Source organism: Arthrobacter sp. LT660 (assembly GCF_056172845.1).
In genome coordinates, this window is the sequence record NZ_CM149651.1 from 1,258,827 (window position 1) to 1,271,596 (window position 12,770).

11 protein-coding genes are annotated in these 12,770 nt (G+C 66.9%); 2 read left to right on the forward strand and 9 right to left on the reverse strand.

Features of this window, described 5'->3' with window-relative positions:
• Positions 1–11: 11 nt before the first annotated feature.
• The 7 genes from AC0QSG_RS05765 to dinB all read right to left on the reverse strand — a co-directional run bounded on the left by AC0QSG_RS05765 (position 12) and on the right by dinB (position 7,935).
• On the reverse strand, positions 12–1,670 hold the full coding sequence (locus AC0QSG_RS05765; RefSeq protein WP_475376925.1) for a UDP-N-acetylmuramoyl-L-alanyl-D-glutamate--2,6-diaminopimelate ligase: 1,659 nt from the start codon (positions 1,668–1,670) through the stop codon (positions 12–14).
• Positions 1,670–3,523 carry a peptidoglycan D,D-transpeptidase FtsI family protein gene (locus tag AC0QSG_RS05770; RefSeq protein ID WP_475376926.1) on the reverse strand — a complete coding sequence of 618 codons (1,854 nt, stop codon included), beginning with the start codon at positions 3,521–3,523 and terminating at the stop codon, positions 1,670–1,672. The genes AC0QSG_RS05765 and AC0QSG_RS05770 overlap by 1 nt, the downstream gene beginning before the upstream one ends.
• 75 nt (positions 3,524–3,598) lie before the next feature.
• Positions 3,599–4,342: a cell division protein FtsL gene (gene ftsL / locus AC0QSG_RS05775; RefSeq protein ID WP_475376927.1), complete on the reverse strand. Its 744-nt coding sequence runs from the start codon at positions 4,340–4,342 to the stop codon at positions 3,599–3,601.
• Between the two features lie 2 nt (positions 4,343–4,344).
• On the reverse strand, positions 4,345–5,340 hold the full coding sequence (gene rsmH / locus AC0QSG_RS05780; protein ID WP_475376928.1) for a 16S rRNA (cytosine(1402)-N(4))-methyltransferase RsmH: 996 nt from the start codon (positions 5,338–5,340) through the stop codon (positions 4,345–4,347).
• A gap of 154 nt (positions 5,341–5,494) precedes the next feature.
• Complete coding sequence (mraZ, locus tag AC0QSG_RS05785; protein WP_475376929.1) at positions 5,495–5,926, reverse strand: division/cell wall cluster transcriptional repressor MraZ; 432 nt, start codon at positions 5,924–5,926, stop codon at positions 5,495–5,497.
• Positions 5,927–6,220: 294 nt separating this feature from the next.
• Entirely contained in the window at positions 6,221–6,589 is a 369-nt protein-coding gene (locus AC0QSG_RS05790; RefSeq protein WP_435726521.1) for a DUF3040 domain-containing protein, read from the reverse strand.
• A gap of 161 nt (positions 6,590–6,750) precedes the next feature.
• The gene (dinB, locus tag AC0QSG_RS05795) at positions 6,751–7,935 is read right to left on the reverse strand and encodes a DNA polymerase IV (protein ID WP_475376930.1); all 1,185 of its coding nucleotides are present in this window, start codon (positions 7,933–7,935) and stop codon (positions 6,751–6,753) included.
• Between the two features lie 69 nt (positions 7,936–8,004).
• Here dinB and AC0QSG_RS05800 point away from each other — a divergent pair, with 69 nt between their 5' ends.
• Positions 8,005–9,111 carry a polyprenyl synthetase family protein gene (locus AC0QSG_RS05800; protein ID WP_435726519.1) on the forward strand — a complete coding sequence of 369 codons (1,107 nt, stop codon included), beginning with the start codon at positions 8,005–8,007 and terminating at the stop codon, positions 9,109–9,111.
• A 26-nt stretch (positions 9,112–9,137) separates the two neighbouring features.
• Here AC0QSG_RS05800 and AC0QSG_RS05805 read toward each other — a convergent pair whose 3' ends face one another.
• A complete protein-coding gene (locus AC0QSG_RS05805; protein ID WP_475376931.1) occupies positions 9,138–9,491 on the reverse strand; it encodes an Rv2175c family DNA-binding protein in 354 nt (117 codons plus the stop codon).
• A gap of 206 nt (positions 9,492–9,697) precedes the next feature.
• On the opposite strand from AC0QSG_RS05805, the gene AC0QSG_RS05810 reads away from it, so the two are divergent.
• Positions 9,698–11,230: a LysM peptidoglycan-binding domain-containing protein gene (locus AC0QSG_RS05810; RefSeq protein WP_475376932.1), complete on the forward strand. Its 1,533-nt coding sequence runs from the start codon at positions 9,698–9,700 to the stop codon at positions 11,228–11,230.
• 68 nt (positions 11,231–11,298) lie between these two features.
• Here the strand turns inward: AC0QSG_RS05810 and AC0QSG_RS05815 are convergent, their stop codons facing one another.
• On the reverse strand, positions 11,299–12,768 hold the full coding sequence (locus AC0QSG_RS05815; RefSeq protein WP_435726516.1) for a sensor histidine kinase: 1,470 nt from the start codon (positions 12,766–12,768) through the stop codon (positions 11,299–11,301).
• Between the last annotated feature and the right edge of the window lie 2 nt (positions 12,769–12,770).

Consider the following 12,770-nt stretch of genomic DNA (forward strand, 5'->3'; position numbering starts at 1 on the left):
CTTAGTGGACTTTACTCCCTGGCCGCCGTGCCGGATGAATCCGCCGACGCGGGAATGACTTTGAAACCACGCTCCGCGAGCGCGTTGCGCAGCTCCACGCGGTCGTCGAGGGGGAGGTTCTCCCCCATGACCTCCTGCCACACCTCGTGGCCCCGGCCGGCGACGAGGATGGTGTCCTCCGGCGACGCCATGGCCGCCGCCGCGGCGATGGCGCGGGCCCGCGGAAATTCCTCGTGGACCACGCTGGACAGTCCCTCGGAGTCGATGGCGTCGCGGGCGCCGCGGAGTACGGCCCGCCGAATGCCCGCCGGCTCCTCGTCGTGCGGATCGTCGTCGGTAACGATGACCACATCCGCATGACGCGCGGCGACGGCGCCCATGACGGGCCGTTTCGTTGCGTCCCGCTGACCGGTGGCGCCGAACACCAGGATGACGCGGGAGCCCTTCGCCGGGCCCCGGACGGCGTCGATCGCGCGCTGAAGCGCGTCGGCGTTGTGTGCGAAGTCCACGATCCCGGCGGGGCTTTCGCAGACCACCTGCATTCGCCCCGGCACGGAAACGGTCAGCGGGTCGGCCTCGTCCAGGGCGCGTTGCAGCGCCGACGCGTCGGCTCCCGAGGCCAACACCATCAGGACGGCCAGGGCCGCGTTGGAGACGTTGAACAGACCGGGCAGGCCGGTGCGCGCGCGCAACCGGGCCCCGTCTGGACCGTGGAGCTCGAAGGAGTGGCCCAAGCCGTCCGGCGCAACGGAGCCCACGCGCCAGTGCCCGGCTCCGGCGTCGTCCGCGCCGTCGTCCCCGTCCGTTTGGCTTCCGGGATCCGTGGCGAGCGTCCAGACCCCTGCTCCGCGGGCTTTGGCCAAGCGGCGTCCCCACTCGTCGTCGACCGTGACGACGGCGCGCCGGGTGCGCTCGGGCGTGAACAGCTCCGCCTTGGAGGCGAAGTAGGCCTCCATGCTGCCGTGCAGGTCGAGGTGGTCCTGCGTGAGGTTGGTGAAACCGGCGACGGCGAAGTGCAGGCCGCCGATCCGGCGGTAGTCTACGGAGTGCGAGGAAACCTCCATGGCCGTCGCGCTGATCCCGGATTCCCGCATGCGGGCCATCAGCGCATGGAGCTGTGGCGCTTCGGGCGTCGTGAGCACGCTCGGGACGGGGGTGTCGCCGGCGACGATTTCGATGGTGCCGATCAGACCCGTCGCGTGCCCGAGGGCGTTAAGCAAGGAGCGGACGAAGTAGGTGGTGGTCGTTTTCCCGTTGGTCCCGGTGACGCCCAGCAGCCGCGGCGCATTGCCGGCCGTGCCGTAGACGATTCCGGCCAGGACGCCCACGGCCTCCCGGACCGAGTCCACGAGCAACACGGGCAGGCCGGCCAAGCGGGCGGCAGTCGCGCCCTCGGAATCGGTCAGGATGGCCGCGGCTCCCGCCTCGGCCGCCGCGGAGGCGAAGTCCGCGCCGTGGCGGTTGGCGCCGGGCGCCGCCGCGTAGAGGTCGCCCGGTTGGACGGCTCGTGAGTCCATGCACACGCCGTGGACCGAGACGGACCCGTCGCCCTCCACTGCGGTGGACAGGCCCGTGCCCGACGCGGCGTCCGCCAGGGACCGGAGCGCGACGGCGGGGCGCGACGACGGTCGGAAGGACAGTTCGGCCTCCCGCGGGGTGGAGTGCGCCATTAGTCCCAGCCGTACTTCTGCTCGTCCCCGACGAAGACCTTGTACGGGTTCGGCTCGGTGGACGACGGCGGGATATTGTAGGTGTTTAGCGTCTGGTTCATGATGCGCTTGAACGTATCAGCCACCGTCCAACTCCTCCAGTTGCCCTGCGGGCGGTGCATCGTGACGACCACGAGGTACTCGGGATCGTCGATGGGCACCATGCCGGCGAAGGAGCTGGTGTAGCCGTCATAGCCGCCGCTCTTTCCGGCCGCCTGCGCGGTACCGGTCTTGCCGCCCACCCGGTATCCCTCGATCGCGGCGCCTCCGGCGGTGCCCTCTTCGACGACCGTCTCCATCATGCGGCGCATTTGAGCGGATGTCTTCTCGGACACGACGCGCTTCGGCGCCGCCGCCTCGACCGGGTGTTCGGTCCCATCCGGGTCGATGTACGCCTCGATGAGCGAGGGCTCGACCTGAAGCCCGCCGTTTCCGATCGACTGGAAGATCTTCGCCGTGTGCAGCGCCGTCTGGGTATAGGACTGCCCGAACATGGTCGTGAACTGCTGCCGGCGTTCCCACGTCTCCGGCGGCGCGAAGATGCCCTCGTTGAAGGGCAGCCCAACGTTGATCGACTCGCCGATGCCGAGCTTCTTCATCGACGCGTGGCGCTGCTCGTTGCTCAGCTTCTCGCCGACCATCACCGTGCCGGTGTTGTAGGAGCGGGCGAAGATCCCGGCGGTTGTCATCTCGTATGTGGCGTGCTTGAGCGAGTCGTTGATCGTCTCGTTTTGGACCTTGTAGGAGTTGGGAACCTTGAACTCGTCCGTGGGTTTGACGACGCCCTCGTCGACGGCGGCCGCGAAGGTGGCGAGCTTGCCCGTGGACCCCGGCTCGAAGGCCTGCGTGACGGTGGTCGACGTGCGGTACTGCGGATCGGTGGCGCCGGGGTCGGACGGGTCCACGGACGTCGAATCCGCCAGGGCGCGGATCTTGCCCGTCTTCATCTCGACGACGACCGCGTTGACCCACTCGGCGTTGAACTGCTTTTGCTTCGCCATCACGGCTTCCTGCGCGGCCCACTGGATGTCGCTGTTGAGGGTCAGCCGGACATCCTGGCCGTCGACGGCGGGCTCTTCCTGCATGGTGGCCATCGGGATGCGGATGCCATCCGCGCCGACCTCGTAGGTTTTCTTTCCCGGAGTGCCGCGCAGCAAACCCTCCTGGCTCAGCTCGAGGCCCTCCGCGCCCGATTCGACGCCGGACGTCGCCTTGTCCGCCGCGCTGAGGAATCCGAGTACCGTTCCCGCGACCGATCCGTTCGGATAGTTCCGCTCGATGTTCCGCTCGCTGGTCAAGGCGGGGATCCCCACGTCGATGGCGGCGTTGCGCACGTCCGGTGTCACGTTCTTGGCCACGTGCACATAACCGCGCTTCTCGGCGCCCTCTTTGCCGACGACGGAGGAGTTGAGCGTCTCGACATCGAGTCCAACGACGGCGCTCAGTTCCGCGATGGCGTCATCTATGGAGACTTTTTCGCGGTCGCCGGTCTCCTTGTTCTTCCGGGTGAACTCGTCCTTGACGAGCTTCTGGTTGACCACCAGGTCGAACCGCTCGACACTGGTCGCCAGCACCCTGTTTTCGGAATCGATGATGTCCCCGCGCTGCGGTGCCACGTTCTCGACGCGGATGCGGTTGTTCACCGCCGCCTGTGCGATGCCCTCCGGGTCCAACCCCTGAACGAGAAAGAGGCGTCCGCCTAACAGCACGAGCATCACCAGTGCGATGCTGAGGCCGATCCTCAGCCGGGCGGGCAGACCCTGCGCGGTCTGGCGCGGAGCCTGCCCGTTGGTGCCGTTGCGGTTGCCCACCATGTTTACGTCCTTGGGTTGCGGTTGTCTGGGTCGCGAGTGGTTGGGTGATGTCGAGCCGGACCGCCGCCGGGAAACCTAGCCGTCCGTGCCCCGCTGCGACGGCGCCGGGATGGTGCCCCCGTTGAGTTCCTTCTCGGAGAAGGAAGGCCGTTGGCCGGTAGCGGCATCCGCCGGCTTTGTCGATTCCTTCTGCCGTTCGGCTTCCGCCGGCTTGCTGTCCGTTTTGGTGTTGGGGGTTTCCCCCCGTGTCGCCTCTTTCCCTGCGGCTGGCCGTTCCGGCGCCTGGGGCGCGGCCGGAACGGTCTTCGCCTGCGGCGCCACATACGGCGCTTGCGGAGCGGCGACAAGGGACGTCGGCGTCGTTTCCTTCTCGGCCGGGGTCGACACGCCCGCGACCTTGAGCGTTCCCAGGTCGATGGAGGCCACCGAACCGGGAACGACCATTCCCAATTCTGCCGCCTTGGCGGCCACATTCTGTGGAGCCTCGAGATTCTGGGCGCGCTGAGTCAGCGCCTCGTTCTCCTGGGCCAGGGCCCGCTCCGTGTTGCGGAGCCCAACGAGCTCGTACTGCGCGCTCGAGACCTGGACGTTGAGGACCAGCACGCCAGCCAACGCGGCCAGCATGACGGCGAAGCAGAAGACCGCGAAGTGCGCCCTCCGATTGCGCGCGACGGAGGGGACCACCGAGAGCGGAGTGCGCTCACGCCCCGGGATGGCGTGCCGGACCGGCTCCGCCGACAGTGCGCGGGCATTTGCGCCGTCAATGGCCTCGGTGCCGGGGCCGCGCGCGTGAACACGCGTCTGAGTACGGGTGCTCATGGTCATCTCCTCTTCAGGATTCGTTCGACGGCCCTCAACTTTGCCGAGGCCGCGCGGGGGTTATCATTGATTTCCTGCTCCGTGGGCTTTTCCGTGCCCTTGGTCAGCGTGCGGTACTGCGCCTTGTGCTCTTCCAACTCGACCGGGAATCCGACGGGGGCCGACGACTTGGAACCGGCGGCGAAATGGCGTTTGGTGATCTTGTCCTCAAGCGAGTGGTAGCTCATGACCACGACCCGACCGGCGACACCGAGCGTCCCCATGGCAGCCGGTACCGCGCGGTCGAGCACGTCGAGTTCCTCGTTGACCTCGATGCGCAACGCTTGGAAGGTGCGTTTGGCCGGATGCCCGCCCGTTCGGGCCGCCGCGGCCGGAACCACGGAACGGATGGCCTCGACCAGCCTCCCGGTGGTCTCGATGGGGGCTTCGTCGCGGGTTTTGACGATCGCTGAGGCGATCCTGCCGGCGAACTTCTCCTCGCCCCAACCGCGGATGATCCGAATCAGATCCGCCTCGGTGTACTGGTTGACGATGTCCGCGGCGGTCGGCCCCGTGGACGTGTCCATACGCATGTCCAACGGTGCATCGTAGGAATAGGCGAATCCGCGCTCGCGCTCGTCGAGCTGGAGCGAGGAGACCCCGAGGTCGAAGAGGATCCCGTCGACACCGGGAAACCCCAGATCGTCGACGACGTCGGCGATCTCGTCGTAGACCGCGTGGACTAGATCAATCCGTTCCGCGAAGCGCGCGAGACGCTCTCCTGCCAGCGCGAGCGCCTGTTCGTCCCTGTCCAGGCCGATCAGGTGCACCTCGGGGAAACGTGCCAGCATCGCCTCCGAATGGCCCCCCATCCCAAGGGTGCAATCGACCACCACGGCGCTGCCGCGTTCGGCGATCCCTGCCTGGATCGCCGGCGCCAACAGCCCGACGCAGCGGTCGAGCAGCACCGGTACGTGGCGTTCGTGGGTGGGTCGCGGCGTCGCGTCGTCCGTCGTCACCGTTCCCCTTTCAGCGTGTCACTGCCTGCTATACATGCCCTGTGCTTGGACCAGAGCCCCCTCCGCGCCGACTCGCCCCGCCTGGCTCCGGGGAAGGTGAGCCAGGTTGTTGCGTATCGGGCGGCTGGAGATCTCGTCCAAGCCCTCCGGTTCCCTAGAAGAGTCCCGGAATGATTTCCTCGTCCGTCTCGGAGAAGGTGCTTTCCTTCTCCTCCAGGTAGGCGTTCCAAGCGCTGGTGTCCCAGATCTCGGCCCGCGTCCCCGCCCCGATGACCGTGACCTCGCGGTCGAGCCCGGCGTACGAACGCAACGAGGGCGGAATCGTGACCCGCCCCTGCTTGTCGGGAACCTCGTCCGAGGCCCCTGAAAGGAACACGCGGGTGTAGTCCCGCGCCTGACGGGAGGACAGGGGGGCTTCACGCATTTTCTCGTGGACCCGCCCGAACTCCTGCTGGCTGAAAACGTAGATGCAACGCTCCTGGCCCCGTGTCAGAACCAGGCCATCGCCCAGTTCGTCGCGGTATTTCGCCGGGAGAATCAAGCGGCCCTTCTCGTCGAGTCGCGGAGTGTATGTCCCGAGGAACATGCGCACCGCCTTCTCGATTCGAGGAGCTACCCGCACCCCTAATTCTCCAATGCCCTCTTCTATCCACCACTTTACTCCACTTGGCCCCACTGTCAACGCAACGGGGGTGCATTCGTGTTTCCTGTCCACAAAAAAACGCCGGCCCCACAAGGGATGGGCGGGGATGGAGGGACGTGGAGGAGTTTTGGGGCCCGCGGGCCGGAAAGAGGGCTTAAAAACGACTGGACCCGTGAAAATCACGGGTCCGTTCGTCGGCTTTGAGCCCCGGTGGGGCGAAGTGGGGGGAGGGCGCCGCTACTCGTCGTCGCGGCGTCGAGCGTCCCACTTGGACTCGAGGTCGGACATGAAGGAGCTGCGCGGTCGGGCGGCCTTGCCGGATTCCTGCTTTCCCAGGCGGCCAAGGGAAGACTTCGAGACCGCGATGTAGACGCCGACACACATCAGCGCGAATCCCACGACGCCGACCGGGATCCACTGGCTCGATATCCCGAGCAGCAGGACCACGATCCCCACGACCCCGACCAGTGCGCCGATGGCTATGTTCCGGGTTGAATACCCACCAGGCGACGCACTGGACTTCATCGAGGACGCGAACTTGTGGTCCTCATGCAATTGCTTCTCCAGTTGCTCGAGCAAACGTTGCTCGTGTTCGGAAAGCGGCATCTTCCCTTCCCCGATCCCCTAGTGCGTAGGCCATGTGGCCCTTACGTGTATCAACGCCAGCTTCAACGGAAACGTTCCCTGTTGCTGCCGAAAACTAGGACTGCGCAGTCCCGCGTTGTCCAGTACCTAAAGGATAGTCCGCGGCGCCCGCAGAAGGTAGTTCAAGAGTCGCCCCGAGGTGGCAGGAGGGTGGCGGGCAGGATGGTGCCAGCCGGGAACTTTGCGCGGATCCGGTCCATCGCCTCCTCGGCCTGCCTCCAATTGCCATCCGCCCGATCGAAGCTGAGCTGGTAGCCGCTGTCCGCATCGACGAGCTGCTCCGCGCGGACTCCCAGGAGCCGCACCGATTGCGGCCGGTCGCCCAGGGAATCCAGAAGAGACTCCGCGGCCTTCCCGATGGCCGCGGCCGAGTTGACGGGCTGACCCAGGCGGCGACTGCGGCTGATGGTGGAAAAATCCGCGTAGCGAAGTTTGAGGGCGACCGTCTGCGCCTCCCTGCCGGCTCCGCGGAGGCGCTCCGCGACGCGGAAGGACAGGCGGAGCAGTTCCCGGCGCAGCACTTCCGTGTCCGCGGTATCCCGCGCGAACGTCTCCTCGGCGCCGATGCTCTTCTCCTCCCGTACCGGCTCCACGGGCCTGCAGTCGATGCCCCACGCCAATGCGTGCAGTGCCGTACCGTGCGCACCCAACATGCGTTCCAGCGTCCCCCGCGGCGTCTGCGCAAGATCTGCAACGGAGGAGATCCCGGCGCGGGCCAGCACCTCGGACGTCTTCCCGCCCACGCCCCATAGGGCCCCCACGGGAAGCCCGTGCAGAAAGCCCACCGTGTCTTCCGGCGCCACCCGCAGCAGCCCATCCGGCTTTGACCGTGTCGAGGCGACCTTGGCCACGAATTTGTTCCGGGCGATCCCCACACTTGCCGGAAGCCCCAATTCCCCGCGCAGGCGACGACGGATCAGCGTCCCGATCTGCACTGGGCCACCGAGCCGGCGCAGGCTCCCGGTCACGTCCAGGAAGGCCTCGTCGACACTGACCTGCTCCACGAGTGGCGTGATGTCGTGGAAGACATCCATCATGCGAGCGGAGTAGTGCCGGTAACTCGCCATCGCCGGTTCGATCACCGTCGCGCGCGGCGCCAGGCGCAAGGCCGTCGACATGGGCATGGCCGAGCGCACTCCCAACCTCCGGCACTCGTAGGAGGCGGAGAGGACGACGGAGCGCTCCCCCTTGTGGCCAACGATGATTTCCCGTCCCGCCAGTTCGGGACGCACCAGCAGCTCGACGGAGACGTAGAAGGCATCCATGTCCACGTGGAGCACGGTGCGCGGCACGGAAGCGTCGATCATGCCTTTATCCTAGGCGCCTCCGCCGACCCTTTGGCCGCGCTCCGGAGCTTCGCCGATAGAGTGGTCCGCATGACCGATTCGCCTTCCGCGCAGCCCGCTACGGCGGCGAAGCCCGCCGACGCCGACACGTTTACCGCCGAGGTGAATGCCGTTCTGGCCGATTTCCTTCGGGAGCAACACGAGGTGGTTGCCGGGATCTCGCCACACGCCGCCGAACTGGTCGCAAGCATCCAGGACCTTGTCCGCGGGGGCAAGAGAATGCGGCCGCGGTTCGCGTTTTGGGGATTCGTGGGTGCCGGCGGCGATCCGACCAGTGAAGTCGTGGTCCGCGCGGGAGCGTCCCTGGAGCTTTTCCAGGCCGCGGCGTTGATCCACGACGACCTGATCGACCGCTCCGACACCCGCCGCGGGCGGCCCAGCGTGCACAAGCGATTCGAGTCGATCCATGAGCGGAACGGCTGGGACCGGGTGGCGTCGCGATTCGGAGAGGCTGCCTCGGTGCTGGCCGGAGACCTGTGCCTCTCGTATAGCGAGCAGATGTTCGCCGGGATCCCCGGGGAGCACAGGTCCGCGCGCGCGGTCTTCGACCGCATGCGTACTCAGGTGATGGCGGGCCAATACCTCGATGTCCTGGAGGAATCGGCCGGCAGATCGTACGGCGCCGGAAACGCGCTGGACCGGGCCAGGACCATCCTCACATACAAGTCCGCCAAGTACTCGACGGAAAACCCACTGCTGATCGGTGGCGCGCTCGCGGAGGCGGCGGGCGATTTGCTGGACGGCTACACGGAGTTCGCGCTACCGCTCGGCAAGGCCTTCCAACTGCGCGACGACGTCCTCGGGGTTTTCGGGGACCCGGTCGAGACCGGCAAGCCGGCCGGAGACGACCTGCGCGAAGGGAAAAGGACCGAGCTGGTCGCCCATGCGCTGTTGCTTGCCCAGCCGGAAGACGGATCCTTCATCCAAGCCCGCCTCGGTTCGGCCGAGTTGGGGGTCGCGGACATCGATCGCATGCGTTCGATCATTGGCTCCTGCGGCGCGCTCGCGGCCACCGAGGCCGCCATCGACGAGTTGTCCGACAGTGCGTTCGAGGCCCTGGACCGCCTTCCCATCGAGGCGTCGGTGCGTGATGCACTCCACGGGCTCGGTCTCGACGCGATCGCGCGCCGCGCCTGACGCGGGCGGCGGTCCCAGCAGGGTCGCTACCAGGCGAGCGCCTGCGCCCGACGCCTGATCTCCGTCTTACGTCCCTCGCGAAGGGCTTGCACAGGCGTACCCGGGAGCGATTCGTCCTCGCTGAACAACCAGACCAACAGCTCCTCGTCGGAGAAGCCCGCGTCGATGAGAACCGAGATGGTGCCCTTGAGACTGTCGACCACGTGTCCGTCGAGGAAGAACGCGGCGGGGACGGACCGGATGCCGCGGTCGCCAATCCGTGCCTCCACGAGCGCCCGCTCATCGAGCAGGCTGTGGACCTTCTTAATGGAAACGCCGAGGTATTCCGCAACATCGGGTAGTGGCAACCACTCGGGGACAAGGTTTTCGATAGTACTCACGGCACCAGCGTGCCATAAACACGAGGTTAACGGAGCGCTAAACCGCGATGGGACGCCAATACGGGCTGTCGTGTTGCCCACCTCATGGTGTAAATTCACTTGAGTCACACTTGCACCACACGTCACAAATGAAACGAGGAGCCCTGCCTGGCTCCCCGCTTTCACTGTGTGCCGGCTAAAGCGCCGGCCCAACCGGAGGATGATTCATGCCCGAGCCCCGCAACCGCGCACTGTCCGGCGCCGTCGCCGCAGCGGCGATTCCCGCCGTCGTACTCACCGGTTTCGGAGCCGCGGCGCCCGCCGCGGCTGCCGAGGTTCCCGCACTCGGAACCACGCTGACCCCGAAGCTGGCCACACACGCCAACGTGCAGGCCGCCCAGCAGCGCATCGCCGCCCATCTGGTGGCCGCGCAGGTTCCCTCCCGCCTGACCGTGGTGGCGTCCGCGCAGAAATCCGTCGCCGTTCGCAGTGGAGACACGCTCTCCCACATCTCCATCCGGCACGACGTGGCCCTGTCCACGCTGCTGAAGGCCAACAACCTCAAGTCCACCTCCGTGATCCACCCGGGCCAGAAGATCAAGCTGTCTACCGGCTCGACCACCAAGTCCACGGCATCCAAGAAGTCGTCGTCCTCCGGAGCGTCCTCGACCGCCGGCCGGTACACGGTGGTTTCCGGCGATACGCTCTCGGGTGTCGCAATGCGACGGGGAATGGGTCTCTCAGTGTTGCTCAAGGCCAACGGGCTGAACATGCGCTCGGTCATCCACCCCGGACAGAAGCTCCGCGTCAGTGGCGCGGGCCCGTCGGAATCGTCACCCTCGACCTCGACCTCGCCCAAGGCTTCCGCCTCCAGCGCCTCCAAGTCCACGAAGACCTACACCGTGGCCGCCGGGGACACCCTTTCCGGCATCGCCCAGCGCCACGGCATGGGACTGTCCGTGTTGCTCAAGACCAACAGGATCGGCAGTGGCTCCACGATCCACCCGGGCCAGAAGCTCACGCTCTCCGGATCGACCGCGGCCAAGCCCGCCTCGTCCGCGCCGAGGGCGGCCACGTCCACGAAATCCGCGTCCGGATCGTACACGGTGGCCTCCGGGGACACGCTCTCCGGTATCGCCGCCAAGAAGAACATGCCGCTCTCCGCGCTGTTGTCCGCCAACGGCATCAAATCCACCTCGGTGATCCACCCCGGCCAGAAGCTCAAGGTTTCCGGCACCTCGTCGGTCTCCTCGACGTCGTCGGCCCGCAAGCAGCTGGTGCCCAGCACGTTCCTGCACTACACCTACCCCAAGGCGACCGTCGCGTCCGCAAACGAGAACAAGCACACCCTGTTGTCCCGCGATCTCCCGACCCGCGCGGCGATGAAGCGGATCGTGGCCGACACCGCGACCAAGATGGGCGTCGATCCTTCGCTCGCCCTGGCGCACGCCTACCAGGAGTCCGGGTTCAACATGGCCGCGGTCTCCCCGGCGAACGCCATCGGCGCGATGCAGGTGATCCCGTCCTCCGGAGAGTGGGCCTCGCAATTGGTCGGACGCGACCTGGACCTACTCAATCCCTATGACAACGCCACAGCGGGTGTGGCGATCATCCGTTCGCTGCACCGGACAAGCCCCTCAAAGTCGGACGCGATTGCCGGCTATTACCAGGGAGCGGGTTCCGTGAAACGCAACGGAATGTACAACGACACCAAGCGCTACGTGCGGAGCATTCTGGCACACCAGAAGAGCTTCAAGTAGGGCAAGGCCGAAGGGCCCCGGAAGCATCGAGCGCTCCCGGGGCCCTTCGTCGTCGTTCCCCGCTTCGGCTAGGGTGCCACGACGGGCAGGTCCAGCACCACGCGTGTGCCGCCGCCTGCCCGCGCTTCCCAGGCGATGTCGCCGCAGAGTTCGCTGTTGACAAGGGTCCGCACGATCTGGAGCCCCAACCCGCCAGCCGGCGGGCCCCCTGGAAGTCCGACCCCGTCGTCGGATACGGTCACGCGCAGCCGTGCCGATCCGGCGTGGTCGGTACTGCGCTCGACGCCCAGCGCGACCGTCCCGTTCCGCTCGCCCAACCCGTGCTCGACGGCGTTGGCGACCAACTCGTTGATCACCAGCGACAGCGGGGTCGCCAGTTCGCTGGGAAGGTCCCCGAAGGATCCCTTCCGTTCGGTGCGCACGACCTGGCCCGGGGAAGCGACCTCCGCGGCCAACCGGAACTGGCGGTCGATCATCTCGTCGAAGGCGACGTTTTGGGTGAGCCCCTGCGACAGGGTGTCGTGGACCAACGCGATTGTCGCGACGCGCCGCATGGCCTGTTCCAGGCCGAGCTTGCCTTCCTCGCTCTGCATCCGGCGCGACTGCATCCGCAGGAGTGCGGCGACCGTCTGCAGGTTGTTTTTCACGCGGTGGTGGATCTCGCGGATTGTCGCGTCCTTGGACACGAGCTCCATCTCGCGCCGCCGCAGTTCGGTCACGTCGCGGCACAGCACCAACGCGCCGTACCGGTGTCCGCCGTCGCGCAGTGGAATGGCGCGCAGGGACAGGCTCACGCCCCGCGATTCCACTTCGGTGCGCCACGGCATCCTTCCGGTCACCACCAACGGCAGCGACTCGTCCACCAAGCGGCGGTCCTTGATCAGTCCCGTCGTGACCTCCGCCAAGGAGCGGCCCTCGAGGCTGTCCACCCCGCCCAGGCGCCGATAGGCGGACACGCCGTTGGGGCTCGCGTACTGGACGATCCCCTCCGCGTCCAACCGGATCAGTCCGTCGCCGACACGCGGCGCGCCCCGGCGGGACCCTGTCGGCGTCGCGAAATCCGGCCATAGGCCCTGGTTGCACATCTTCAGGAGATCCTGCGCGCATTGGCGGTAGGTCAGCTCGAGTCGGGACGGCATCCGCGAACTGGAGAGATCCATGTGGCTCGTCACCACAGCCAGCGTCCGTGAATTGCGGACCATCGGAACGGCTTCGATCCGCATGGCGGCGTCCCGTGTCCAGTGTTCCTCGTCCGCGCGCTGGATCGACTGGGTGCTCCAAGCGCTTTCGACCAGCGGTTTGAGGTCCATGCGTATGCGTTCGCCCACGAAGTCCGTGTGGAAGACCGTGTGGCTGGTGGAGGGACGAACGTGCGCCAGCGCGACGAACGTCCCACCCGGGGCGGGGTGCCAGAGGACCAGATCCGCAAAGGCCAAGTCGGCCACCAGCTGCCAGTCCCCCACCAGCAGGTGGAGCCACTCCTCGTCCCCGGGCCCGAAGTCCGCGAATTCGCGGACCGTGTCGGTGAAGATCGCCAACC